This is a genomic window from Paraburkholderia tropica (assembly GCF_900109265.1).
GTDB lineage: Bacteria > Pseudomonadota > Gammaproteobacteria > Burkholderiales > Burkholderiaceae > Paraburkholderia > Paraburkholderia tropica.
The window spans coordinates 317,484-340,868 of sequence record NZ_FNZM01000011.1 but is presented as its reverse complement, the minus strand read 5'-3'; the positions used below and the strand labels follow the sequence as shown (position 1 = coordinate 340,868).

At 64.5% G+C, this 23,385-nt stretch carries 24 protein-coding genes; 11 read left to right on the top strand and 13 right to left on the bottom strand.

Translation table 11 applies throughout. From position 1 onward, the window contains the following. Positions 1–509 precede the first annotated feature (509 nt). From BMY06_RS20525 to BMY06_RS20510, 4 genes are all read left to right on the top strand, one after another. Positions 510–1,724 carry a DUF2863 family protein gene (locus BMY06_RS20525; RefSeq protein ID WP_065064632.1) on the top strand — a complete coding sequence of 405 codons (1,215 nt, stop codon included), beginning with the start codon at positions 510–512 and terminating at the stop codon, positions 1,722–1,724. A gap of 206 nt (positions 1,725–1,930) precedes the next feature. Continuing rightward, entirely contained in the window at positions 1,931–2,869 is a 939-nt protein-coding gene (locus tag BMY06_RS20520) for a response regulator transcription factor (protein ID WP_074984837.1), read from the top strand. Positions 2,870–2,879: 10 nt separating this feature from the next. Then, positions 2,880–3,554 carry an energy-coupling factor ABC transporter permease gene (locus BMY06_RS20515; RefSeq protein WP_065064652.1) on the top strand — a complete coding sequence of 225 codons (675 nt, stop codon included), beginning with the start codon at positions 2,880–2,882 and terminating at the stop codon, positions 3,552–3,554. A gap of 311 nt (positions 3,555–3,865) precedes the next feature. Further along, a complete protein-coding gene (locus BMY06_RS20510) occupies positions 3,866–4,573 on the top strand; it encodes a BspC domain-containing protein (protein ID WP_074984835.1) in 708 nt (235 codons plus the stop codon). A gap of 114 nt (positions 4,574–4,687) precedes the next feature. On the opposite strand, the gene BMY06_RS20505 is transcribed toward BMY06_RS20510, so the two are convergent. Then, complete coding sequence (locus BMY06_RS20505) at positions 4,688–5,851, bottom strand: M14 family metallopeptidase (protein ID WP_065064626.1); 1,164 nt, start codon at positions 5,849–5,851, stop codon at positions 4,688–4,690. Between the two features lie 70 nt (positions 5,852–5,921). Next, positions 5,922–6,719: a peroxide stress protein YaaA gene (yaaA, locus tag BMY06_RS20500; RefSeq protein ID WP_065064624.1), complete on the bottom strand. Its 798-nt coding sequence runs from the start codon at positions 6,717–6,719 to the stop codon at positions 5,922–5,924. A gap of 65 nt (positions 6,720–6,784) precedes the next feature. Here yaaA and BMY06_RS20495 point away from each other — a divergent pair, with 65 nt between their 5' ends. Together BMY06_RS20495 and BMY06_RS20490 are read left to right on the top strand one after the other, a co-directional pair. After that, positions 6,785–7,276, top strand: coding sequence for a putative toxin-antitoxin system toxin component, PIN family (locus tag BMY06_RS20495; RefSeq protein ID WP_065064622.1), 492 nt, complete (start codon positions 6,785–6,787; stop codon positions 7,274–7,276). A 73-nt stretch (positions 7,277–7,349) separates the two neighbouring features. Further along, a complete protein-coding gene (locus tag BMY06_RS20490; protein ID WP_074984834.1) occupies positions 7,350–8,543 on the top strand; it encodes a pyridoxal phosphate-dependent aminotransferase in 1,194 nt (397 codons plus the stop codon). Positions 8,544–8,637: 94 nt separating this feature from the next. On the opposite strand, the gene BMY06_RS20485 is transcribed toward BMY06_RS20490, so the two are convergent. Beyond that, a complete protein-coding gene (locus tag BMY06_RS20485; protein ID WP_065064618.1) occupies positions 8,638–9,279 on the bottom strand; it encodes a glutathione S-transferase family protein in 642 nt (213 codons plus the stop codon). A gap of 272 nt (positions 9,280–9,551) precedes the next feature. On the opposite strand from BMY06_RS20485, the gene BMY06_RS20480 reads away from it, so the two are divergent. The 4 genes from BMY06_RS20480 (at position 9,552) to BMY06_RS20465 (ending at position 13,567) form a co-directional block, all read left to right on the top strand. Beyond that, positions 9,552–10,343 carry an oxepin-CoA hydrolase, alternative type gene (locus BMY06_RS20480; RefSeq protein ID WP_074984832.1) on the top strand — a complete coding sequence of 264 codons (792 nt, stop codon included), beginning with the start codon at positions 9,552–9,554 and terminating at the stop codon, positions 10,341–10,343. Next, positions 10,340–11,059 carry a histidine phosphatase family protein gene (locus tag BMY06_RS20475; RefSeq protein WP_074984831.1) on the top strand — a complete coding sequence of 240 codons (720 nt, stop codon included), beginning with the start codon at positions 10,340–10,342 and terminating at the stop codon, positions 11,057–11,059. Before BMY06_RS20480 ends, BMY06_RS20475 begins: the two co-directional genes overlap by 4 nt. Before the next feature lie 39 nt (positions 11,060–11,098). Then, complete coding sequence (locus BMY06_RS20470) at positions 11,099–12,214, top strand: phosphotransferase (RefSeq protein WP_074984829.1); 1,116 nt, start codon at positions 11,099–11,101, stop codon at positions 12,212–12,214. A gap of 93 nt (positions 12,215–12,307) precedes the next feature. Continuing rightward, positions 12,308–13,567, top strand: a complete 1,260-nt coding sequence (locus tag BMY06_RS20465; RefSeq protein ID WP_065064610.1) for an acyl-CoA dehydrogenase family protein — start codon at positions 12,308–12,310, stop codon at positions 13,565–13,567. A gap of 69 nt (positions 13,568–13,636) precedes the next feature. Here BMY06_RS20465 and BMY06_RS20460 read toward each other — a convergent pair whose 3' ends face one another. Beyond that, the gene (locus BMY06_RS20460) at positions 13,637–14,206 is read right to left on the bottom strand and encodes a hypothetical protein (protein WP_074984871.1); all 570 of its coding nucleotides are present in this window, start codon (positions 14,204–14,206) and stop codon (positions 13,637–13,639) included. A 200-nt stretch (positions 14,207–14,406) separates the two neighbouring features. On the opposite strand from BMY06_RS20460, the gene BMY06_RS20455 reads away from it, so the two are divergent. Next, positions 14,407–15,123, top strand: a complete 717-nt coding sequence (locus BMY06_RS20455) for a glutathione binding-like protein (protein ID WP_074984828.1) — start codon at positions 14,407–14,409, stop codon at positions 15,121–15,123. A gap of 121 nt (positions 15,124–15,244) precedes the next feature. Here the strand turns inward: BMY06_RS20455 and BMY06_RS20450 are convergent, their stop codons facing one another. The 9 genes from BMY06_RS20450 to BMY06_RS20410 form a co-directional block, all read right to left on the bottom strand. Continuing rightward, complete coding sequence (locus BMY06_RS20450; RefSeq protein ID WP_065064606.1) at positions 15,245–15,715, bottom strand: MaoC family dehydratase; 471 nt, start codon at positions 15,713–15,715, stop codon at positions 15,245–15,247. Further along, positions 15,712–16,185 (bottom strand): MaoC family dehydratase, encoded by a 474-nt coding sequence (locus BMY06_RS20445; protein WP_065064604.1) that lies wholly within the window; start codon positions 16,183–16,185, stop codon positions 15,712–15,714. The genes BMY06_RS20450 and BMY06_RS20445 overlap by 4 nt, the downstream gene beginning before the upstream one ends. Positions 16,186–16,253: 68 nt before the next feature. Continuing rightward, the gene (locus BMY06_RS20440; RefSeq protein WP_065064602.1) at positions 16,254–17,381 is read right to left on the bottom strand and encodes an acyl-CoA dehydrogenase family protein; all 1,128 of its coding nucleotides are present in this window, start codon (positions 17,379–17,381) and stop codon (positions 16,254–16,256) included. Positions 17,382–17,392: 11 nt separating this feature from the next. Next, positions 17,393–18,601: an acyl-CoA dehydrogenase family protein gene (locus BMY06_RS20435; RefSeq protein ID WP_065064600.1), complete on the bottom strand. Its 1,209-nt coding sequence runs from the start codon at positions 18,599–18,601 to the stop codon at positions 17,393–17,395. A gap of 66 nt (positions 18,602–18,667) precedes the next feature. Continuing rightward, entirely contained in the window at positions 18,668–19,120 is a 453-nt protein-coding gene (locus BMY06_RS20430; protein ID WP_074984826.1) for a DUF1178 family protein, read from the bottom strand. 268 nt (positions 19,121–19,388) lie between these two features. Further along, positions 19,389–19,982 carry an NUDIX domain-containing protein gene (locus tag BMY06_RS20425; protein ID WP_065064597.1) on the bottom strand — a complete coding sequence of 198 codons (594 nt, stop codon included), beginning with the start codon at positions 19,980–19,982 and terminating at the stop codon, positions 19,389–19,391. 92 nt (positions 19,983–20,074) lie between these two features. Further along, on the bottom strand, positions 20,075–20,377 hold the full coding sequence (locus BMY06_RS20420) for a DUF2818 family protein (RefSeq protein WP_065064595.1): 303 nt from the start codon (positions 20,375–20,377) through the stop codon (positions 20,075–20,077). Further along, entirely contained in the window at positions 20,377–21,849 is a 1,473-nt protein-coding gene (nuoN, locus tag BMY06_RS20415) for an NADH-quinone oxidoreductase subunit NuoN (RefSeq protein ID WP_065064593.1), read from the bottom strand. Before nuoN ends, BMY06_RS20420 begins: the two co-directional genes overlap by 1 nt. 24 nt (positions 21,850–21,873) lie before the next feature. Then, positions 21,874–23,373: an NADH-quinone oxidoreductase subunit M gene (locus tag BMY06_RS20410; protein ID WP_065064591.1), complete on the bottom strand. Its 1,500-nt coding sequence runs from the start codon at positions 23,371–23,373 to the stop codon at positions 21,874–21,876. Between the last annotated feature and the right edge of the window lie 12 nt (positions 23,374–23,385).

The following is a 23,385-nucleotide window of genomic DNA, read 5'->3' as shown; positions in this document are numbered from 1 at the left end:
CAGGTCGCATCACCTATCAAGCGCCCACACTTATCGGCTGTAAATTTTTAAAGATCGCGTCGCCCAAACTGCCCGGTTCGACTGCCGCACCGTAGTGCGCTGTACTACCCGGCGTTTGCTGCGTTGCTGCGTCAGCAGCAGAGAAACGAGATTATGAAGTCTCTTTTTCGTTTCGTCAACATCTTTTTTTACGTCGCCGCTTAAAAAGCTTGCTGATCCTGCGAACCCGCTCGTTTCGTCGCGGGCTTCGCGCTGCGGTGTCAGTGACATCGAATTGCGAAGGAGGCGAATTCTAGTCACACGCATGACTTATTGCAAGCGGATTTTTGGTATGTCCTTCAAGCGTCAAACCGAGGCTTCAAACCGCACGACACCCCCAGCAGAAGCCCGCCAACGCATAGAACGGCACGCGGCCGCACGCCCTCTTCTCCCCATCCTGTAGGGCAAACCGATGGCCTGCGCGGAACAGACTAGAATATGGGGTTCTCTGCATCCCAACTCACAGATTTATGCGCTCGCGAATCGCCAAACGCCTCCCCCCTGACGCCGACAAGCTTGTCGGCCTGTCGCTCGCCCTGTTCGCCTCGGGCAGCCGCACCGAAGACCGCTTCTGGGAGGCCAAGCTCGACACGCTCCTAGCGAAGGTCGTGCGAAACGGCAATCAGACCACGCTCGACGCCGCGCTCGATCATCTGCAGCAGAATCATCCGGACGCCTACGGCGCGCTCGCTGACATGGCGGAAACGCATAGCGAGTCGTTCATTCTCGAGCACGAGGGCGAGAAGTACGAAGCGCTGCTGGTTGCCGCGCCCGTGCTCGCCTGGACGCGCTACGTGATTCCGTCGGGTCCGCTGAAGGCCGATGCCTCGGACGCCCTGCGCACGCATCTGCAGGCACACGTGCTGGCGAGCGGCACGCATGTCGCGATGGCGCCCTATCTCTATAGCATCGACCAGCTGCCGCGCCATCACGTGGAAACGTGGCGCCTCGCCCAGCAGCTTTCGCAGTCGGCGCTGACCGGCAACGTCGCGAAGATCAGCACGGGCGAGCTGCCCGAGACGTCGCCGATCCTCGCCGATCCGCGTTTCCTGCTCGCCGTGGTGGCTGCACCGCTCGGCGCGCCGCTGTTCCGCTGGCAGGAAGAAGAAAACGGCTCGCGCATCGAGCGCGGGCAGTGCCTCGAACAATGGGCCACGCAGGGCGGTGCCAATCTGGCCGTCGTCATGCCGGGCTGCGAGTTCGAATGCCTGCTGCCGGACGCGTACTACTCCGCCTGCCGCGACGCCGACGAGCGCGTGCGCCCGCACACCATCCGCACCGCCGTACGCTATCTGCTCGACACGATCGGCGCGACGGCGCAAGACCTGCGCGCCGTTGTCGCTGGCTTCGGCGAGCGCCGCATCGACGAATACCGTATCGGCTTCACGAAGCGCGGCAGCAATGACGTGCTGTACGGCGTCGTCTGGCCGCTCTACGGTCGCGAAAACGGCGACGCGGAGATCGACGAAGAGCCGTCCGAAGAAAGCGACGCCACCGGCCCGCTCGAAGAAATCGTGACGCTGCTCAAGGAATCGGGCATCACCGATATCCGTCGCCACGCGGGCCGCTTCGAGCCGGAATATTGCGACGATTGCGGCGTGCCGCTCTATGCCGATCCGCTCGGTGAAATCGTCCACGCCGAGATGCCGGAAGATGCTGAGCCCGTTCAGCCGCACTTCCACTAAGCAACGCGGCGTATTCCTACCCGCTGCATCCCAAGTCCCGCCACTGTGCGGGATTTTTTTTTGCCCTACGTCCTACGCCATCTGGACAGGCCGTCAAACGGCGGCCTTTTTGTCATCATGGTGCGGTAGTTCCGGTTTCGAGCGACGTGTGCCGAAGGTACGCGCAGCACAACATTTCGAGAGGCAATACACGGGAGGGCAGTGTTATGCGGTTTGCTGTATTCAATCCGGACGCCGAACGGCGCGAAGGGCTCAAGGCGCTGTTAAGACAAATCGACCGTCGCGCGCGTTTCAGCGACGCCCCGGACTGGCGTAGCGCCGAACGCGCGGCGCAACGTTTCACCCCGAATCTGTTCGTGATCGACTGGCACGACGGCATCGTCGCCGGCGAACTGCGTCAGTTCGTGAGCCGGCACCGCACGCTGCCCATCGCCGTGCTCGTCGATCGCACCGAACCGCCGCATAAGGTTCGCGCCCTCCTCTCCGAAGGCGCGCGCGGCATCATCCGCCGCACCACGGATTCGATTCTGATCGTCAAACTGCTCGAACTGATTCTGCTTGGCGGCGACCATCTGCCCGCCGATGTCTTTGGTCCGACGTTCTGCCCGCCCGGTGCGTGGCCGGTTCCGCCACGCCGCAATGCACGCGGCATGCCACTGCCGCGCAAACTCTCGACCCGGGTGGCACTCTCGCCGCGCCAGGAGCAGATCCTGCGTTGCGTGCATATGGGCAGCACGAACAAGATGATCGCGCGCGCACTCGGCATCAGCGAAGGCACGGTCAAGGTTCACCTGGCGAGCATCTTCCAGCAACTCGGCGCGCCCAACCGGGCGGCGGCCGTGGCGATCTACAACGGCTTGCTGTCGAATCAGCTGCAGGTGCTGCGCACGCGTCGCGACAGTCCGCGCAAACCCGCACATGGCGAACACGGCCCCACGCCACTGCGCGCCCGCGTAGAAGCGGAGTTCCGCTATCCGTTGCTGACAGACGACACCTTCGCGCCGCTACCGATGGCCGCGGAGCCCACGCCGCCTTACGGCGACACGGCGCCCGCGCCCTGCAACCCGCCCGGGACCACCCTCGTCGATACAGAAGACCCCGAAGCGCCGCCAGGCAGCGCACACGTTTTGCCCTCCAACGAGTAATATGAAGCTCATGGGGTTCCTCTATACGCCACTACCGTTGTGGGTCATCGTCGGTGCATGGGTTGCATCGGCGGGTCTGCTCGCGTTCGCGCTATGGAACAACCCGTTCAAGCGTCTGCAGGACGCGACGCTCCAGCACGTGTGGCTCGCCATTATCGTGGCCGTCTCCGTGCTGTGGGCGAGTAACGCGTGGCTCGAAGACGGCACCGTGCTGCATCTGCTCGGCGCCACCCTCGTGGTCACGCTGTTCGACTGGGGCCTGGCGCTCATTGCCATGGCCGTGGTCGTCGCCCTCGCGGCGCTGGTGTTCGACTCGCCGTGGGACGGCGTCGCGCTCACCTTCCTCGTCTACGGTGCGTTTCCGGTCTGCCTGTCGGCGTTGCTGCAGCGCGCCTTCACGGCCTGGCTGCCGCGCAATCTCTTCATGTTCATCGTCGGGCAGGGCTTCGTCTCACCTGCCATCGCCGTCTCCGCCGCGGCGTATCTCGCGCTCGGCACGCACATCGCGCTCAACAACGGCTCGATGCTCGCGGTGCCGGCCGGCTACGCGTTCAGCGTGTTCCTGCTCGCGTCCGGCGAGGCCTGGTTCACCGGCATGGCGACCGCACTGATCGCTGTCTACCGTCCCGCGTGGGTCACGACTTACGACGTGCGACGCTATCGCCTCGGCGGCCCTCGCACCTGAGCCAGGCTGAGCAAAACCGAGCGCACCTGAGAGCACCTGAGAGCACCTGAGAGCACCTGAGAGCACCTAAGCAACGCTGACGCAAGCAACGCGTCGCCTCCCTGATGGTTTCCTCGATTGCGGTCCGCCGGTCGTACGCTAGAATGAATCGGCGCCTGCGGCCACACGCCGCGTCGCGCTCAGTGCGTGTGCGGCAACAACGGTCGATCCCACGAGGGCAACGCGCGAAATAATTGTTTCAGGATTGAACTCAACCACGCAGCGCAGCATCTTACGGTGCCAGACGTTCCACCCTCATCCAGAACAATCAGATGGACCGCAACATCGCTTTCCGCCAGTTGCTGCGTACTGGAGGCCGACTGGTCGCCTGCGCCGCGAGCCTGATGCTCGTCTGCACGCTGCCCGCCGAGGCCGATCAGCTCGAGCAGCAAAACGATCTCGTCAACACCTACGTCACGCAGATGCATGCCGATCCGCTGGTCGCGCGTTGCGCCGCGCACGGCAACTTCATCGCCGGCACGTCGAGTGTGCTCGATCACGTCGAATTCCCGCCCAGTTCCTTCGATAGCGCGCACGCCACCGTCACGCCCTGGAACGATTCCTTCGATGAAGGCAAGCAGCGCGTGAAGGTTGATACGATCGTCACCGTCGACGGCATCGGCATTCCGCAAGACAGCAGCCACGCGCCGTACGATCTCAAATTCCGTTGCGGCTACGTCGGTCAGCAGATCCTCGCCTTCAGCTGGAACGATCCCGAACCGCCCGCACGTGCGCGCAGCGAGCGCAGCAGCGCGTCGCCCGGCGCGGCGCACGTGAGCGGCAAACACACCGCCAAGTCGAAAAAGGCGACCGGCAAGAGCAAGGGCACGACGAAGAAGTCGACGAGCAAGTCCAGCCACAAGTCCTCGTCCACCTCGTCGAAGAGCGCCACGAAGTCCGCATCGAAATCGACCACGAAGTCCACCGCGAAAGCCACAGCGAAGAAGTCGTCGACGAAGAAAAAGTCGACGGCGCAGTAAGCGCGGCACGACAGTTCACGCACACAACAGCGCGAACAAAAAAGGGGGAAGCGGCTCACACCGCTTCCCCCTTTTTCATATCGTCACCGTCGTGGCGATGCCGTCAGGCGAACCTCAGGCGAAGGTCTCAACGTGATGGAGAATGGCCTGCAGCATCGCCGCACCGAGCGACGCGCTGCGCTCGCCGTTCCAGCCCACGCGCTCGTCGGGCAGATTCGCGTTGTCCTTGAACGGCATTTCGAGCGTGAGCGAGAGACAGCCGTAACGATGGCCGATGTACTTCGACGCCAGCTTGAGCGCGTCCTCGCGATAGCGGCTCGCTTCGTAGCCGTGCTTGTCCTGGAAGTCGGGGCTCGCGATCTTGAAGGCGTCGATGAACGCCTTCTGCTCCGTGCGCTGCTGATCCGTGAAACCCGGCAGCATTTCCGATCCCGCCACGAACACATAAGGCAGCGTTTCGTCGCCGTGAATGTCGAAGAACAGATCGCAGCCGGTCTGCTCGATCGCGTCGCGCACCACGAGCACTTCCGGGCTGCGCTGCGCATCCGGCTCCATCCATTCGCGATTGAGGTTCGCGCCCACGGCGTTCGTGCGCAGATTGCCGTGCACGCTGCCGTCCGGGTTCATGTTCGGCACGATGTGGAAAATCGCTCGGTCGAGCAGCTTGCGCGCGACCGGATCGCCCGACCAGTCGCCCCAACCCGCCAGCCGCTTCACGAGACCTTCGACGAACCATTCGGCCATCGATTCGCCCGGATGCTGGCGCGCGATGATCCACACGGTCTGCTTGGGCTTGCCTTCGGGCGTGGTGTCGCCGGGCATGCCGAGCGAGAGCAGCGACATCGGCCGGCCCTCGACGCTCTGGCCGAGCTCGCTCAGCGTGGCGTGCGGCAACTGCTGCAGCGCGCCGAGGAATTCCGAGTGGCGCTCCTCGCCGTACGGCTCGAAATACGCGTAGTAAATGCTGTCGAAATCGGGCGTGTGCTCGATGGTCAGCGCCTTGCCGTCGTACGAGGTCGGCACGCGGAACCAGTTCACGCGGTCGTAGCTCGCGACGGCCTGATAGTCGCGCCAGCCTTCGGGAAACGCGCATGCCGATGCGTTTTCGAAGGTCATCGTGCACGGCTCGCCGCGCGCGCCCGTCAGGCGGAAGTAGAACCACTGCGCGAATTCGGACTGATTGTCGGGGCGCACGCGCAGGCGGATGTCGTCGGGCTGCTCGCACGACAGCACTTCGATCGCGCCCGCGTCGAACTGGCTGGAGATGGAAATCGTCATGGCAATATCCTTGGCTGGATCGGTGCTCGCGCGCCGCTCAAACGGTCAATCTATCAATCGGTCAAATCGCTCAATCGGCGATGCGACGGCGGAATACGTAGGTCGAATCGTTCGATGCGCCCGCATCGAATGCATAGCCTTCGCTGTCGAAGGCCTTGAGCGCTTCGGGTTCGGCGATGCGGTTCTCGACCGCATAGCGCGCCATCAGACCGCGCGCGCGTTTCGCGTGGAAGCTGATGATCTTGTAGCGGCCGCCCTTCCAGTCTTCGAAAACCGGCGTAATCACAGGCGCGTCGAGCTTCTTCGGCTTCACGGCCTTGAAGTATTCGTTCGACGCGCAATTCACGAGCACGCGTGCGCCGTGCTTCGCGCTCTTCGCGTGGTTGTGCTCGAACTGCGCGTTGAGCGCGTGCGTGATGCGCTCGCCCCAGAACGCGTAGAGATCTTTGCCGCGCGCGTTCTCGAAGCGCGTGCCCATCTCCAGGCGATACGGTTGCAGCAGGTCGAGCGGACGCAGCAGGCCATAGAGACCCGAAAGCACGCGCACGTGGTTTTGCGCGTAGTCAAGGTCGGCGTGCGAAAGCGATCGGGCGTCGAGACCCTCGTACACGTCGCCGTTGAACGCGAGCACGGCCTGCTTCGCGTTGCTCTGGCTAAAGCGCGTGGACCAGTCGGCGTAACGCTGGAAATTCAGGCGCGCGAGCGGGTCGGAAATGCTCATCAACGTGCCGATCTGCTGCGGCGACAGGCGGCGCAGGCCGTCGATCAGCTCGGCCGCGTCGTCGACGAAATCGGGGATGGTGTGGGTGTCGACGTGCGCCGGCGTGTCATAGTCGAGCGATTTGGCCGGCGACAGAACGATTATCATAGAGGCTTGCAGGGCACGCGGTGCCCATGTTCAAAGGCGAAAGCCCGATTGTAGCGAATTCACGAATGACCGGTTTTACGCCCCGGAATCCCGACGCGCCCATCGTGGTGCTCGACTCCAATGTCTGGCTCGACATCCTCATCTTCGACGATCCCCACACGCGGCCGATCCGCGCCGCGCTCGAACGCGGCGCGCTCACGGCGCTGATCGACGCGCGCTGCCGCGGCGAGCTCGCGTTCGTGCTCGATTATCCGCATCTGCAGGGGCGCGGCGTGGACAAGGCCGGCGCGCTGGCCGCGCTTGCGCCGCTCGTCTCGCTGATCGAGCCGCCCGAATTGCCCGCCGACGCGCGCGCGCTGCCGCAATGCCGCGACCGCGACGACCAGAAGTTTCTCGAACTCGCGCGCGCGAGCGGCGCGGCGTGGCTGGTCTCGAAGGACCGCGCCGTGCTCAAGCTCGCGAAGCGCATCGCGCGCGACTTCGGTTTCCGGATCGGCACGCCCGATGTGTTCGTCGCCGAATGCGGGCTGGGCGGCGCGGCCGAAGCCGCCGCCTGAACCGGCGCACGCAGCCGCGCCGATTTCCCTACAATCAGGCTTTCCTGTTCCTCCGATTCCAGACGACCGCGCCATGAACGCACCGCATCCTTCGCAAGCTCCGTCGACGCAGAACCTGCTCACGCCCTCTTTTCCGTCGCGCCTGCCCGACGTCGGCACGACGATCTTCACGGTGATGAGCGCGCTCGCCGCCGAAAAGGGCGCGGTCAATCTCGGTCAGGGCTTCCCCGATTTCAACTGCGATGCGCGCATCGTCGACGCGGTGGCGCAAGCCATGCGCGACGGGCACAACCAGTATCCGCCGATGGCCGGCGTCGCTGCGCTGCGCGAAGCGATCGCCGGCAAGATCGAGCAGGTCTACGGCCGCCGCTACGACGCCAACAGCGAAATCACGGTGACGGCGGGCGCCACGCAGGCGCTCCTCACGACGATTCTCGCGACCGTGCATCCCGGCGACGAAGTGATCGTGGTCGAGCCGACCTACGACAGCTATCTGCCGTCGATCGAACTCGCGGGCGGCAAGCCCGTGTTCGTGACGCTCGAAGCGCCCGATTACGCGATTCCGTTCGACCGCCTCGCCGCGGCCATCACGCCGAAAACGCGCCTGATCCTCATCAACACGCCGCACAACCCGACCGGCACGGTCTGGCGCGCCGAGGAAATGCGCAAGCTCGAAGAGATCGTGCGCGGCACCAACGTGCTGATCCTCTCCGACGAAGTCTACGAACACATGGTCTACGACGGCCAGCCGCACGAGAGCGTGGCGCGCTATCCGGAACTGGCCGCGCGCAGCTTCATCGTGTCGAGCTTCGGCAAGACGTTTCACGTGACCGGCTGGAAAGTGGGCTACGTGGCCGCGCCCGCGCCGCTCACGGCCGAATTCCGCAAGGTGCATCAGTTCAACGTGTTCACGGTGAATACGCCGATGCAGGTGGGTCTGGCGCAGTATCTGCGCGATCCGCAGCCGTATCTGGACCTGCCCGCGTTCTATCAGCGCAAGCGCGACTTCTTCCGCGCTGGCCTCGCGAACTCGCGCTTCAAGCTGCTGCCGTGCGAAGGCACCTACTTCCAGTGCGTCGATTATTCGGCGATCAGCGACCTGCCCGAAGCGGAGTTCTCGAAGTGGCTCACTTCGGAGATTGGCGTGGCGGCTATTCCGGTGTCGGCGTTCTATCACGAGTCGCACGAATCGGGCGTGGTGCGCTTTTGCTTCGCCAAGCAGGAGAGCACCCTCGCCAGCGCGCTCGAACGGCTCGCGCGGCTCTGAGCGCGTAACATCCCGCCGCCCCGCCAGCGCGATGACGCCGCGAACCGCCTTGAGGCGTGTCCGGTCATCGCACGGCAGGGCGCGCTTGCGCGCGTTACGCGTTCGCTTCGAGGTACGCCTTGCGGTCGGCGCCCACGCGCTGCGCGGCCGGGCGCTCGCTCACGAGCTTGACGTACGCCTTCCAGTCCACGCCGGCCTCGGCGAGGAAATCGCGGCCGTAGACCTTCTGCGTCGCCATGCCGACGAGCGGCAGGCTCACGAACGCCGCCATGTCGGCCACGCCGAACTGCTCGCCGCCCACGTACGGCGCGAACTTCGCGAGCCGCTTGAAGCTCGCCACATAGCGGTTCAGGCGCTTTTCGACCGTCGCCTTCACTTCGTCGCTGGCCTTGCCGCCGAAGAACGCCTCGCCGTACAGCTCGCGCGCGACCAGCTCCAGATGCGTTTCGATGAAGGTGATCAGCTCGCGTTCCTTCGCGGCCTGCCACGGATCGGCCGCGAAGATGCGCTTCTCCGGAAAGCGCGCCGCCAGATACTCGACAATCACTTCCGACTCGCACAGAAAGCCCTGCTCCGTTTCGATGTAGGGCACCTTGCCGCCCGGCGATTCGGCGAGCTGCGCCTCGGCGAGCGGCAGCTTTGTCAGCACTTCCTCGAACGGAATGCCGTGCTCGAGCAGCACGAACTTCACCTTGTTGTAGTAGTTCGAGACCGCAAAACCATGCAGCTTGATCATCCTCGTCTCCTCCTTGGGGGCGATGCGCGGCAATCCCGGATTGCCGAACCGTTTTCATGAAAATGTACGACCGTGCTATTCTAGGCCAATCATGGAGCCAGGCTTCCAATGACTTTCCATCATTTCAATATTGAGACACCCGGCGACGATGCGGCAACGTATCCCGCCGACACCTTCGCGAAACTCGCCGTAAAAGGCAAGTCCGGCAAACGCGCCGCGTGCAGCGTCACGCGCCTGCGCGCCGTTACCATCGCATCGAACGAGGCCCAGTCATGAGCGCCGAACTCCTCAGCACCCGCCCGCACGGCCACGAATCGACGCTCGTGCTCACGCTCTCGAATCCCGGCGCGCGCAATGCGCTGCATCCCGACATGTACGCCGCCGCGATCGAAGCGTTCGACACCGCCGAGCGCGATCCGTCGCTGCGCGCGATCGTCCTCACGGGCGCCGACAACTTCTTCTGCGCGGGCGGCAACCTGAACCGCCTGCTCGAAAACCGCGCGAAAGACCCGTCGGTGCAGGCCGCCAGCATCGACATGCTCGCCCAATGGGTGACGGCCATGCGCCAGTGCAGCAAGCCCGTGATCGCCGCCGTGGAAGGCGCCGCGGCAGGCGCGGGCTTCTCGCTCGCGCTGGCCGCCGACCTGCTGGTGGCCGCCGAGGACGCGAAGTTCGTCATGGCCTACGCGCGTGTCGGCCTCACGCCCGACGGCGGCGGCTCGTGGTTCCTCGCGCAGTCGCTGCCGCGCGCGCTCGCGTTCGAATTGATGGCCGAAGGCAAGCCGATCGCCGCGCCGCGCCTCGCCGAACTGGGCGTCGTCAACCGCCTCGCCAAACCGCACGGCGCGCTCGACGCCGCGCTCGCCTGGGCCGACGAACTCGCGAAGATCGCGCCGAACTCGGTCTCGCGCATCAAGGGCCTGACGAACGTCGCCGTCACGCACACGCTCGACGAGCAGCTCGCCGCCGAACGCGACAACTTCGTCGCCTCGCTGCATCACAGCGACGGCCTCGAAGGCATCACCGCGTTCCTCGAAAAACGTTCCCCGGTCTACAAGCGATGAGCGAATTCCAGTTGCCGCAGCGCCGCCGCATCTATCTGATGCGCCATGGCGACGTCACCTATTTCGACGATTCAGGCCGCGCGATCGATCCGGACACCGTGCCGCTCAACGACAACGGCCGCGCCCAGGCGAGCGCCGCCGGCGCGGCGTTCGCGCAGCAAGGCGTGCGCTTCGACCGCGTGATCGTGAGCGGCTTGCGGCGCACGATCGAAACCGCGCGACATGTGCTCGACGCGACCGGGCAGCAGATCGCCCTCGAAGACCAGCCGGCGTGGCAGGAAATCCGCGGCGGCCGTCTCGCCGACATCGCGCCCGCGGACATCGAGAACGCGTTTCTGCGCGCCTTCGACGGCGTCGTGTCCGAAGAGACGCGCTTTCTCGGCGGCGAAAGCATCGGCGAACTGCTCGATCGCGTGCTGCCCGCTATCGCCGAACTGCGCGCCGATCCCGCCTGGGACACGGCGCTGCTCGTGCTGCACGGCGGCGTGAACCGCGCGATTCTCTCGCACGCGATCACGGCGGGCGGCCGCATGTTCTTCGGCCACCTCGCGCAGACCACCGGCTGCATCAACGTGCTCGATGCGGGCGCGGCGCCGCACGACTGGGTCGTGCGCGCGCTGAACCATGCGCCGCCCTCGCCTTTGCATCGCGACACCCGCAACACCACGATGGAGATGCTGTACGCGCAATATCTGCGCTATCGCCCGCAGCGCTAGCGCGTTGCACCGACGGCTTACACAAGAACGGAGACAAACATGGCGCAAGCCACCCCGGATGGAGACAAGAACGCCGCCGACAAGTCCACCGACTTCTCGGCGTTCGAAGGCACGCGGCCCGTGGCCGACCGTCAACGTTTCGATATCGACGCCTTGAGCGCATGGCTCGCGGCGCACGTCGCGGGCTTCGCCGGACCGCTCACGGTCGAGCAGTTCGCCGGCGGCCAGTCGAATCCCACCTTCAAGCTCGTCACGCCCACGCGCAGCTACGTGATGCGCGCGAAGCCGGGGCCGAAGGCGAAGCTGCTGCCTTCGGCGCACGCCATCGAACGTGAATATCGCGTGATGGATGCGCTCGGCGCCACCGATGTGCCCGTCGCAAAGATGCTCGCGCTGTGCGGAGACGAAGCCGTGATCGGCCGCGCGTTCTATGTGATGGAGTTCGTCGAGGGCCGCGTGCTCTGGAATCAGGCGCTGCCCGGCATGACGCGCGAAGAACGCGGCGCGATCTACGAGGAAATGAACCGCGTGATCGCCGCGCTCCACAACGTGAAGCCCGACGCCATCGGTCTCGCGGACTTCGGCAAGCCCGGCAATTATTTCGCACGCCAGATCGATCGCTGGAGCCGTCAATATCAGGCCTCGGAAACCGAGTCGATCGACGCGATGAATCGCCTGATCGAATGGCTGCCGCAGCATATGCCCGACGATCAGGGCTCGCGCGTGTCGGTCGTGCACGGCGACTTCCGCCTCGACAACCTCATCTTCCATCCGACCGAGCCGCGCGTGCTCGCCGTGCTCGACTGGGAACTCTCGACGCTCGGCGATCCGCTCGCCGACTTCTCGTATCACTGCATGGCGTGGCACGTCGAGCCTGGCCAGTTCCGCGGCATCGGCGGACTCGACTGGCAGGCGCTCGGCATTCCCGACGAGCAGCATTACGTGCAGCGGTATTGCGAGCGCACCGGCCTCGAAATCCGCGGCGACTGGAACTTCTATCTCGCCTACAACATGTTCCGCATCGCGGCCATCCTGCAAGGGATCATGAAACGCGTGGTCGACGGCACCGCCGCCAGCGCCCAGGCCGCCGACGCCGGACGCCGCGCGCGGCCGATGGCCGAACTCGCGTGGCACTACGCGCAAAAGGTGCGCTAGCCGCGCGCCGGATTTCCTGACTCATCATCGGCAAACCGATCAGCAAACCCATCGCACTCGAAACGTATTCGGTGCTCTTTAGCGAGGTCCCAGATGAATTTCGATTACACCCCGAAAGTGCAGGCGCTGCGCGAGAAGCTGCTCGCGTTCTTCGACGAACACATCTATCCGAACGAGTCCGTCTATCACGAGGAAGTCGAGCGCAACCGCGCCGCCGGCAACGCGTGGGTGCCCACCGAAATTGTCGAGAAACTCAAGGTCAAGGCGCGCGAAGCCGGACTGTGGAATCTGTTCCTGCCGGAGTCGCATCGCGGCGCGGGCCTGACGAACCTCGAATACGCGCCACTGTGCGAGATCATGGGCCGCGTGATCTGGGCGCCCGAAGTGTTCAATTGCAGCGCGCCCGACACCGGCAACATGGAAACCATCGAGCGCTACGGCACCGAGGAACACAAGCGCCAGTGGCTCGATCCGCTGCTGCAGGGGCAGATTCGCTCGGCCTTCCTGATGACGGAGCCGGAAGTCGCTTCGTCGGATGCGACCAACATCCAGACGCGCATCGAGCGTGACGGCGACGACTACGTGATCAACGGCACGAAGTGGTGGTCGTCGGGTGCGGGCGATCCGCGCTGCGCGGTGTACATCGTGATGGGCAAGACCGATCCCGATGGTCCGCGCCACGCGCAGCAGTCGATGATCCTCGTGCCGTCCGACGCGGCGGGCATCACGGTCAAGCGCCCGCTCACGGTGTTCGGCTACGACGACGCGCCGCACGGCCACATGGAGATCAAGCTGGAAAATGTGCGCGTGCCGGCGTCGAACATCCTGCTCGGCGAAGGGCGCGGCTTCGAGATCGCGCAAGGCCGTCTCGGGCCGGGCCGCATCCATCACTGCATGCGGCTGATCGGACTGGCGGAACGCGCGATCGAATTCATGGCGAAGCGCGCGCTCGCGCGCGTCGCGTTCGGCAAGACCATCGCGCAGCAGACAGTCACGCAGGAACGTCTCGCCGAAGCGCGCTGCATGATCGAACAGGCGCGCCTGCTCACGCTGAAGACCGCGTACATGATGGACACGGTCGGCAACAAGGGCGCGCGCGGCGAGATCGCGATGATCAAGGTGGTCGCGCCGAGCATGGCCTGCCAGGTACTCGACTGGGCGATTCAGGTGCATGGCGGCGGCGGCGTGAGCGGCGACTTCCCGCTCGCTTACGCGTATGCGCAGGCACGCACGCTGCGTTTCGCCGACGGCCCGGACGAAGTGCACCGCAACGCCATCGCCAAGCTCGAACTCGCGCGTCATCTGGAGCCGGGCGCGGCGTCGCGCGTGGAAATGCCGGTCACGCGCTCGTAAGTTCGGCGTAGCACTCAGCGCCGCATCGTGCGGATGGAACTCCGCTCGATGCGTGCGCTCAGTCAGATCTCAGTTTGCGCTCGCGCGCTGCGCCGCGAGCGATCTGGCCACCGACGCCAGCGTTCTGCGCCGGATCCAGCCGCTGGCCGCACGGATCGCGAGCCAGTACGGCGTCATCAACATCCGGGTGGACCACGACGGGCAATGCACGAACGTCTCGGTCACGAGCCGCGACGCGCGCTCGCCCTCCTCCACGCGAAACCGCAGCACCAGCTTCGCGATATCGGTGCGCGCAAGCGCGAGAAAGGCCGCCGCATCCGCGACATCGACGAGCCCGAAATCCGGACGCCAGAAGCGCCCCGCCAGCCCGAACGACAACTCGCGCTCACCGCGATCGAGCGGCGTGAACGTACTCAGGCCGAACGGCGCGCGCGCCTCGCCATGCAGGCGCTGCACCAGACGCGTCGGCGCTTCGCGCACGCGCATCAGCGTATCGATGACCCAATCGTCGCGCATGTCGAGCGCCACGAGCGCGTCGAGAATGCGCGCCGGCGACGTCTCGTCCACGGACGCCGCGTGTCGCTCATAGAACTGGTGACTCGGCAAAAAGCGCGTGTGTGCGGCAGCGGATGCAGTCATCGTCGACGTGTGCGCATGCGGGTGCAAAGCGCGAAAGTGGGACACTGCGCAACATGATGCCACCGCCGTGCGCCCGCGCGATCCCACGCTGACATTGAGGTCACTTTGCGGGCTTCTGCGCGGCGCGGCGAACTATGCTAATTTGCGCCAGTTCAGGCGCCGACGCCCATACCGTGGCGCCATCGTCCCAAGGAGCCACGATGATCGACGTCTACAGCTGGGCCACGCCCAACGGCCACAAAGTCCACATCATGCTCGAGGAAACGGGCCTCGAGTACCGCGCGCATCCGATCGATATCGGCGCGGGCGACCAGTTCAAGCCCGAGTTTCTCGAGATCAGCCCCAACAACAAGATTCCGGCGATCGTCGATTCCGGAGGCCCGACGCGCGCCGACGGCAAGCCGTTCTCGCTGTTCGAATCGGGCGCGATTCTGATTTATCTCGCGGCGAAAACCGGCAAGTTCATGCCCGACGATCTCGCCGCGCGCTACGACGTGCTGCAGTGGGTGATGTTCCAGATGGGCGGCCTCGGCCCGATGCTCGGCCAGGCGCACCACTTCCGCATCTACGCGCCCGAGAAGATCGAGTACGCGGTCAACCGCTACACGAACGAAGCGAAGCGTCTCTACAACGTGATGGAAACAAAGCTCGAAAAGAGCGAGTATCTGGCCGGCGACGACTACACGATCGCCGATATCGCCGCGTTCCCGTGGACGCGTTCCTGGCAGAACCAGGGCATCGATCTCGACGCGCTGCCGAACGTGAAGCGCTGGCATGAAACCATCGCCGCGCGACCGGCGGTCAAGCGCGGCGTGGAAGTGCTCGCGAACGCGCGCAAGCCGCTGATGGACGACAAGGCGAAGGAAATGCTGTTCGGCGCGACGCAGTACGCGAAGCACGGCGCGAAGGCGGCGTGATTCGCCCGCAGACTCCGCGCCCGCGCTAAAAGAAAAGCGGCGTCCGGTTTGCACCGGATGCCGCTTTTTTCATGGATCGAGCGCGTGGCGCCCAAAGGCTCAGAAGCTCCTCAAAAGCGCCTCAAAAGTAATGCCGCGTGATGAATTCGGCCACGCAGGCCGGACGCTCGCTGCCTTCGCACTCGATCGTCACGTCCCACACGACCTGCGCGCCGCCGCGTTCGACCTCGCTCACTTCCTTCACGCCGAAGCGCCCGCGCACGCGCGCATCCACCGGCACCGGCGACGTGAAGCGCACGCGGTTCATCCCATAGTTCACGCCCATGCGCTGACGCAGCGAAATCGTCGACTCCAGCAGCACCGGCACGAGCGACAGCGTGAGAAAGCCATGTGCGATCGGACCGCCGAACGGCGACTCGCGGCGCGCGCGCTCGGCGTCGAGGTGAATCCACTGATGATCGCCGGTGGCGTCGGCGAAACCCTGCACGCTCGCCGCGCTCACGGTGCGCCAGCCGCTCACGAACGGCTCGGCGCCCACGCGTGCGCGCAAGGCGTCGAGATCGGCGATTTCGATAACGGATGCTTCGCTCATTTCGCCTCTCCAGAATGACGCGCGCCGGGGTGGCGCAAACCGAACAACGCCTTCGAACTGACCGTCACGACGACTTCGCCGTGCTGATTGCGCCCTTCCCAGCGCGTTTCGACGATACCGCGATCCGGCTTGCTCTCCGACACGCGCTTGCTGACGATGCTGTTGACCATCGTGAGCGTATCGCCGACTCGCACCGGCTTGATCCAGCGGATTTCGTCGATGCCCGGCGAGCCCATCGACGTCGAACCGTCGAGGAAATTGCGCACGAGCATGCCCATCATGACCGAGCAGGTGTGCCAGCCGCTCGCGACGAGGCCGCGGAACATCGACGCCTCGCCGCCCGCCTCGCTCACATGGAACGGCTGCGGATCGTATTGCTGCGCGAACTGCACGATCTCGTCGCGCCCGAACGTGTGCGAGCCGACTTCATACGACTTGCCCACTTCGAGGTCTTCGTAACTCACGCCCATCGCTAACTCTCCGTTTCATGATGCCGCCGACGCTGGCGATGCTAGCGACGCCGGCGTCGGCGCGCGGCTCAGGCGGCCGCTTGTGCGAAGCCCGGCAGCGAGGCGAAGCGTTCGAGGTGGTAATCGACGTCGCCGAGCGTGGTTTCGATAATCGCGAGGCGCTTGAACAGATGCGCCGCCGCGACTTCGTTGGTCACGCCCATGCCGCCATGCAGTTGCACGGCCTGCTGACCGACGTAGCGCGCCGCCTGGCCCACCCGCGCCTTCGCCGCCGAAATCGCGCGACGACGCTCGTCGGGCGACTCGCTACTGTAACGCGCGGCCGCGAGGTAGGTCAGCGAGCGCGCCTGTTCGCCGTGGATCAGCATCTCGGCCATGCGGTGCTGGAGCGCCTGGAAGCGCGCGATCGGCACGCCGAACTGCTGACGCGTTTTCGTGTATTCGACCGTTGCGTGATTGAGCGCGTCGATGGCGCCGACCGCTTCCGCGCACAGCAGGAAGGTGGCGTAATCGGCGATGCGCTCCCACATGGCCGCGCCCGTTTTCGCGTCGCCCAGACGGCGGCCCTGCACGGCGTCGAACCGGATCGTGGCGGCGCGCTGGCCGTCGATCGTGCGGTAGTCGCTGAGCGTCACGCCCTTCGCGTCGCGCGCGACCACGAACAACGCGACTTCGCCCGCGAGGCGCGCCGGCACGATCCAGAAGTCCGCTTGCGCGCCGTGCTGCACGACCGACTTCGCGCCGCTGAGCGCGAAACCGTTGCCGGTTTCCTTCGCCGTGGTGGCAAGCGAGAACAGGTCGTAGCGCGCTTCCGGTTCGTGGAACGCGGGCGCGAGCTTGACCTCGCCGCTCGCGACGCGTTCGAGCAATTGCGCGTTTTCAGCGTTGTCCGCGCCAGCGAGCTTGAGCGCCTCGACGCCCACGACCGTCGCCCAGTACGGCTCGATCACGAGCGCGCGGCCCAGTTCCTGCATGACCACGAGCATGTCGAACGGCGTGCCGTCGAAACCGCCCTGCGCTTGCGGCACCGGCAACGCCGTGAGGCCGAGTTCGACGAACGCATTCCAGTGGTCGGCCGAGACGCCCTCGGGCGTCTTCACGATCGACTGACGCGCTTCGAAGCCGTAGTTCTTGTCGAGATAGCGACGCAGCGCGTCGGCGAGTTGCTGTTGCTCTTCGGTGAAATTGAAGTCCATTGCGCCGCTCCTCAAATCCCCAGGATCATCTGCGAGATGATGTTCTTCTGGATTTCGTTCGACCCGCCGTAAATCGACGTCTTGCGATAGTTGAAGTAGTACGCCGCGAGCGGGGCCGCGTCGTCGTCGCCGCCTGCTGCGTGCGCGTGCTCGCCTTCGAGGAACGCCGGATCGAACGGCGCGGCCAGCGGACCGACCGCATCGACCATCAACTCGGTGAGCGCCTGCTGGATTTCGGTGCCCTTGATCTTCAGCATCGACGCTTCGGGACCGGGACCGCGACCGTTGCTGGTGCTCGCGATCACGCGCTCGGCGGTGACTTCGAGCGCCATCAGTTCGATTTCGACGGCGGCCACGCGCGCGGCGAACACCGGATCGAGCAGCAGCGGCTTGCCGTTCTTCTTCTGGTTCAGCGCGACGGTCTTGAGGAACGCGAGTTCGCGGTTCGAGGCGCCCACGCGGGCGATGCCCGTGCGCTCGTGGCCGAGCAGATATTTCGCGTAAGTCCAGCCGCGGTTCTCCTCGCCGACGAGATTCTCGACCGGCACCTTCACGTCCTCGAAGAACACTTCGTTGACCTCATGGTCTTCGTCGAGCGTGATGATCGGACGCACGGTAATGCCAGGCGTCTTCATGTCGATCAGCAGGAACGAAATGCCTTCCTGCTTCTTCGCGGCGGGGTCGGTGCGCACGAGGCAGAACATCATGTCGGCGTGCTGGCCGAGCGTGGTCCAGGTCTTCTGGCCATTCACGACGTAATGGTCGCCCGCCGCGTCCTGGACACGAACGGCGCGCGTGCGCAGCGAAGCGAGATCGGAACCGGAACCGGGTTCGGAATAGCCCTGACACCACCAGTCTTCGCCCGAACGGATGCGCGGCAGATAGCGACGCTTCTGCGCTTCGTTGCCGTACTTCATGATGACGGGCGCGACCATCGACACGCCGAACGGCAGCACCGGCGGCGCGCCGATGCGCCCGCATTCCGCGTCCCAGATATGGCGTTGCGCTTCTGTCCAGCCGGGGCCGCCGAATTCGACGGGCCATGCGGGTACGGACCAGCCCTTCTGGCCGAGCAGCGCGTGCCAGCTGGCGATGTCGTCGCGCGAGAGGCGCTTGTGATTCAGGACTTTGTCGCGCATGGCCTGAGGCAAATTGGCCTCGAGCCAGGTGCGGACTTCGGCGCGGAATGCGTCGTCGGTGGGGGAGTAATCGAGATCCATGCGGGTTGTCTCCTGGCCGCGGCTGGTTGGGGACGATCCCCCCAGCCTCGACGAAGACCCGCATGGCTATTGCAGCGGACCCTTCAGCGCGGCCGGCACCGGCAGCGGCATCACATCGATGCCTTCTTCGACGAGAGCTTGCGCATCCTCCACGGAAGCGACTCCGCGAATGTTGCGCGACGGCGCTTCGTTGTAGTGAATGCGCCGCGCCTCCTCGACGAAACGGTCGCCTACGTTCTCCGTCTTCTCCAGGACCTCGCGCATCACGCGCATCACCTGCGCCTGCCACTGCGCCGCCTGCTCAGCGTGTTCGCCCTGAGCGCGGGGCGGCGTGTCGGACGCTGCGCGCGCGCCCGACAAATTCAGCCGGGGCGCGGACGGCAGGCGCGTGACTTCGTTCGCGCCGCACATCGGACATTCGACCAGCTTGCGCTCGCGCTGCGACTCGAAGTCGTCTGCGGAAGCGAACCAGCCTTCAAACCGATGGCCGTCTGGGCACTGTAGATCGAGGACCTTCATGGGGAATCAAGGCTTGCGTTGAAGTGTAGCGTAAATCGAAAATTTGTGAACGACCGTTCGTAAATTTTTGGGGTGGGGTATTCACTGCCCTGCCCGCTTCGGTTGTGGCATCGATGCGCCGGGAATGCCGGTGATGGATTGTAGCGCCGCCCGATTTTGCGCGCTGATGCAGCCGGGCCGACAACCGCGCGCCAGAATGCACACGGCGGCCTCGCGGGCCGCCGTGTTTGCTGTACACCTCATGCGTGGGTGCCGCGCGGATTCGGGATCAGCCCTGCTCCGCCTTGCCGAGCGGCCACTCGCCCGACAGCGCCTTTTCGAGCCAGAACGTGCCGATCACCGTCTTCACGTCGGTGATCTTGCCGTCACGCACCCATTCGAGCAGTTCGGGCAGCGTGGCCGTGAAGGTTTCGAGGAATTCGCCTTCGTCGAGCTTCGACTCGCCCGCCGTGAGGCCACGCGCGAGATAGATGTCGATGAACTCGGTCGAGTACGAAATGACCGGGTGAATCTTCGTCAGATAAATGTATTCGCGCGCCGTGTAGCCGGTCTCTTCCTTCAATTCGCGGATCGCGCATGCGAGCGCGCCTTCCTGCGGATCGAGCTTGCCTGCCGGAAACTCGGTCATCACGCGCGACAGCGGATAGCGATACTGGCGCTCCATCAGCACGCGCCCGTCGTCGAACAGCGGAATCACCATGACCGCGCCGGGATGCTGCACGTATTCGCGCGTGGCGTGCTTGCCGTCCGGCAGCGCGACCGTATCGCATTTGAGCGTGAGAAATTTGCCCGCGTGGAGCGTCGTGCTTTCGACGCACGTCTCGGCGAGCGCCGGGTCGTGTTTCTGATCTTCAGCAGCCATGTTGAAACCTCGGAAAGACGCGTGATCGGGAAGGCGCGGGAAAGCCGCGAGAAACTGACAACGCGCGCCTCGTGCGGGACGAGGCGCGCGCATCACGCCTGACGGCGTTTGACGAGATATTGCCAGGCGAAGCCGGGAAACGCGAACACGACAAAAAGACTGAACGTGATGGCGTAGAACTGCCAGCCCTGGTCAAAGCGGTTACCGGCGCGCGCTTCCAGCAGGAAGCCGAACGCACCGACCACGAAATACAGCACGATCAGTTCGGCGATGCGGATCCACGCGCTCTTCTTCTGCGCGCGCACCGGCACCAGGCCGAACAACCGTTGATTGAAGAACGGCAGGTTGGCGCCTGCAAGCGCCAACAACACAATAAACCAGCCAGCAGACGACATTACAGCGGCAGCGTATGCGAAACGGCTTGCAGGCAGACGGACATCAGCGGACCCGGGATGATACCCAGTGCCAGCACGGCCACGCCGTTGAGCGTGAGCAGCGCGCGATTGCAGCTATGGCTTTCGATCGGCGTGGTGTCGGTCGGCGCGTCGAAGTACATCAGCTTGACGATACGCAGGTAGTAGAACGCACCGAACAGCGACGTCACGACGGCGAGGATCGCGAGCCACGTGAGGCCGGCGTTCATCGTCGCTTCGAGCACGGCGAGCTTCGCATAGAAGCCGACCGTCGGCGGAATGCCGGCGAGCGAGAACATCATGACCATCATGACCGCCGCGAACATCGGGCTGCGGTGATTCAGGCCCTTGAAGTCGTCGAGCGTTTCGGCTTCGAAGTCGCGACGCGACAGCAGCATCACGATACCGAACGCGCCGAGCGTGGTGATCAGGTAGACGATGCTGTAGAACATGGCCGAGCTGTATGCGCTGGCCGCGCCCGTCGCCTTGTTGTCGACGATGCCGGCGAGCAGGCCGAGCAGCACGAAGCCCATGTTCGAGATGGCCGAGTACGCGAGCATGCGCTTGACGTTGCGCTGGACGATACCCGTGATGTTGCCGACGATCATCGACAGCGCCGCCAGGATGATCAGCATTTGCTGCCAGTCCACGGCCAGCGGCAGCAGACCCATGACCAGGAAACGCACCGCCCAGGCGAACGCCGCGACCTTCGGGCCGCCGCCGGTCAGCAGCGACATGGCCGTGGGCGCGCCTTGATAGACGTCGGGCACCCACATGTGGAACGGCACCGCGCCCATCTTGAACGCCACGCCCGCCACGATGAACACCACGCCGAACAGCAGCACGATGTCGTTGATGTGGCCTGACGCAACCGCCTTGAACACTTCGCCGAGTTCGAGCGAACCGGTCGCGCCGTACAGCATCGAGATGCCGTAGAGCAGGAAGCCCGATGCGAGCGCGCCCAGCACGTAGTACTTCATGGCCGCTTCGTTCGACTGCGTCGCGTCACGGCGCAGCGCGATGACCGCGTACAGCGACAGCGACATCAGCTCGAGGCCGAGGTACAGCGTGAGGAAGTTGTTGCCCGAGATCATCACGAGCTGGCCGAGCAGCGAGAACATGCCAAGCAGGAAGAACTCGCCCCGGAACATGTCGCGGTCTTCGAGATACTTGCGCGAATAGACAATCGACACGGCGTAGCCGAGCGTGACGACCGCCTTCATGGCACTGGCGAACGCATCCACCACGTACATGCGCGTGAAGTAGTAGTACACGTGCGGGTCGAACGCGTTCACCGCAAACCAGATACCGGCGATGACCGTGGTCAGCAGCGCGATAAAGTAGGTCGTGCGCCGGCCCGAAGGACCGGAGAACGTGTCGTTGAGCCACGCGACGATGAGGCCGGTCATCACCAGCGCGTCGGGTAGCAGAGCGTTCATAGGGGCGTTTGGCATGATCTTTTGTTCCTCCGCTCGGTATTACTGTGACAGCGGCAGTTTCGACACTGCGACGTGGGAGAGGAGGTTTTCCACGGAGACGTGCATCACATCGGTAAAGGGCTTCGGGTAGATGCCCATGAAAAGCGTGAACAGCGCGAGCACCGCAAGAATGAAGTATTCGCGACCGTTGATGTCCTTCAGCTCGCGAACATGATCGTTCGAGATGGCGCCGAAGTACACCCGCTTGTACATCCACAACGTATAGGCCGCGCCCAGGATCAGCGTGAACGCCGCCCCGAATGCGATCCAGAAGTTGAACTTCACAGCCGCCAGAATCACCATGAATTCGCCGACGAACCCGGAGGTGCCCGGCAGGCCGCAGTTGGCCATGGCGAACAGCATGGCCAGCGCCGCGAACTTCGGCATCGTGTTGACGACGCCGCCGTAATCGGCGATCTGACGCGTATGCATGCGGTCGTACAGCACCCCGATGCACAGGAACATGGCGCCCGAGACGAAGCCGTGCGAAATCATCTGGATGATCGCGCCTTCAATCGCAAGCTGGCTCGACGGGCCGAACATAAAGAAGCCGAGCGTGACGAAGCCCATGTGGGCGATCGACGAATACGCGACCAGCTTCTTCATATCCGCCTGCACCATCGCCACGAGACCGATGTAGATGACAGCGATCAGCGAGAGCGTGATGATGACCGGCGCCAGGTAATGACTCGCGTCCGGCGTGACCGGCAACGAGAAACGCAGGAAACCGTATGCACCGAGCTTCAGCATGATGGCGGCCAGCACCACCGAGCCGCCCGTGGGCGCCTCGACGTGCGCGTCCGGCAGCCACGTATGAACCGGCCACATCGGCACCTTCACGGCGAACGCGAAGAAGAACGCGATGAACAGCAGAATCTGCGGCGTCATGGCGAGCTTGGCGTCCTGCCAGGTGGCGAGGTCGAACGTGTGCGTCACACGGTACATGTACAGCAACGCGACCAGCATCAGCAGCGAGCCGGCCAGCGTGTACAGAAAAAACTTGAAGGCCGCATACACGCGATTCGGGCCGCCCCAGATACCGATGATGATGTACATCGGGATCAGCGTGGCTTCGAAGAACACGTAGAACAGCAGGCCGTCAGCCGCGCAGAACACGCCGATCATCAGACCCGACAGGACAAGGAAGGCGGCGAAATACTGCGCGACGTCTTCCTTGATGACCTGCCAGCCCGCGATCACGACGATCACGGTAATGAGCGCCGTCAGCACCACGAACCACATCGCGATGCCGTCGACGCCCAGGTGATAGGCGATGTTGAACCGGTCGATCCAGACCGCCTTCTCCTCGAACTGCAGCGCAGCCGTGGTGGTGTCGAAGCCCGAAACGAGCGGAAGCGTGACGAGGAAACTAAGCACTGAACCGATAAGCGCGAGCCAGCGGGCTCGGCCCGGGTTCCGGTCGGAACCCACTACTAGAACGACGACGCCGAATAAAATCGGCATCCAGATCGCAATACTGAGAATCGGAGTTGCGTGCATGCGTTTCCTCGC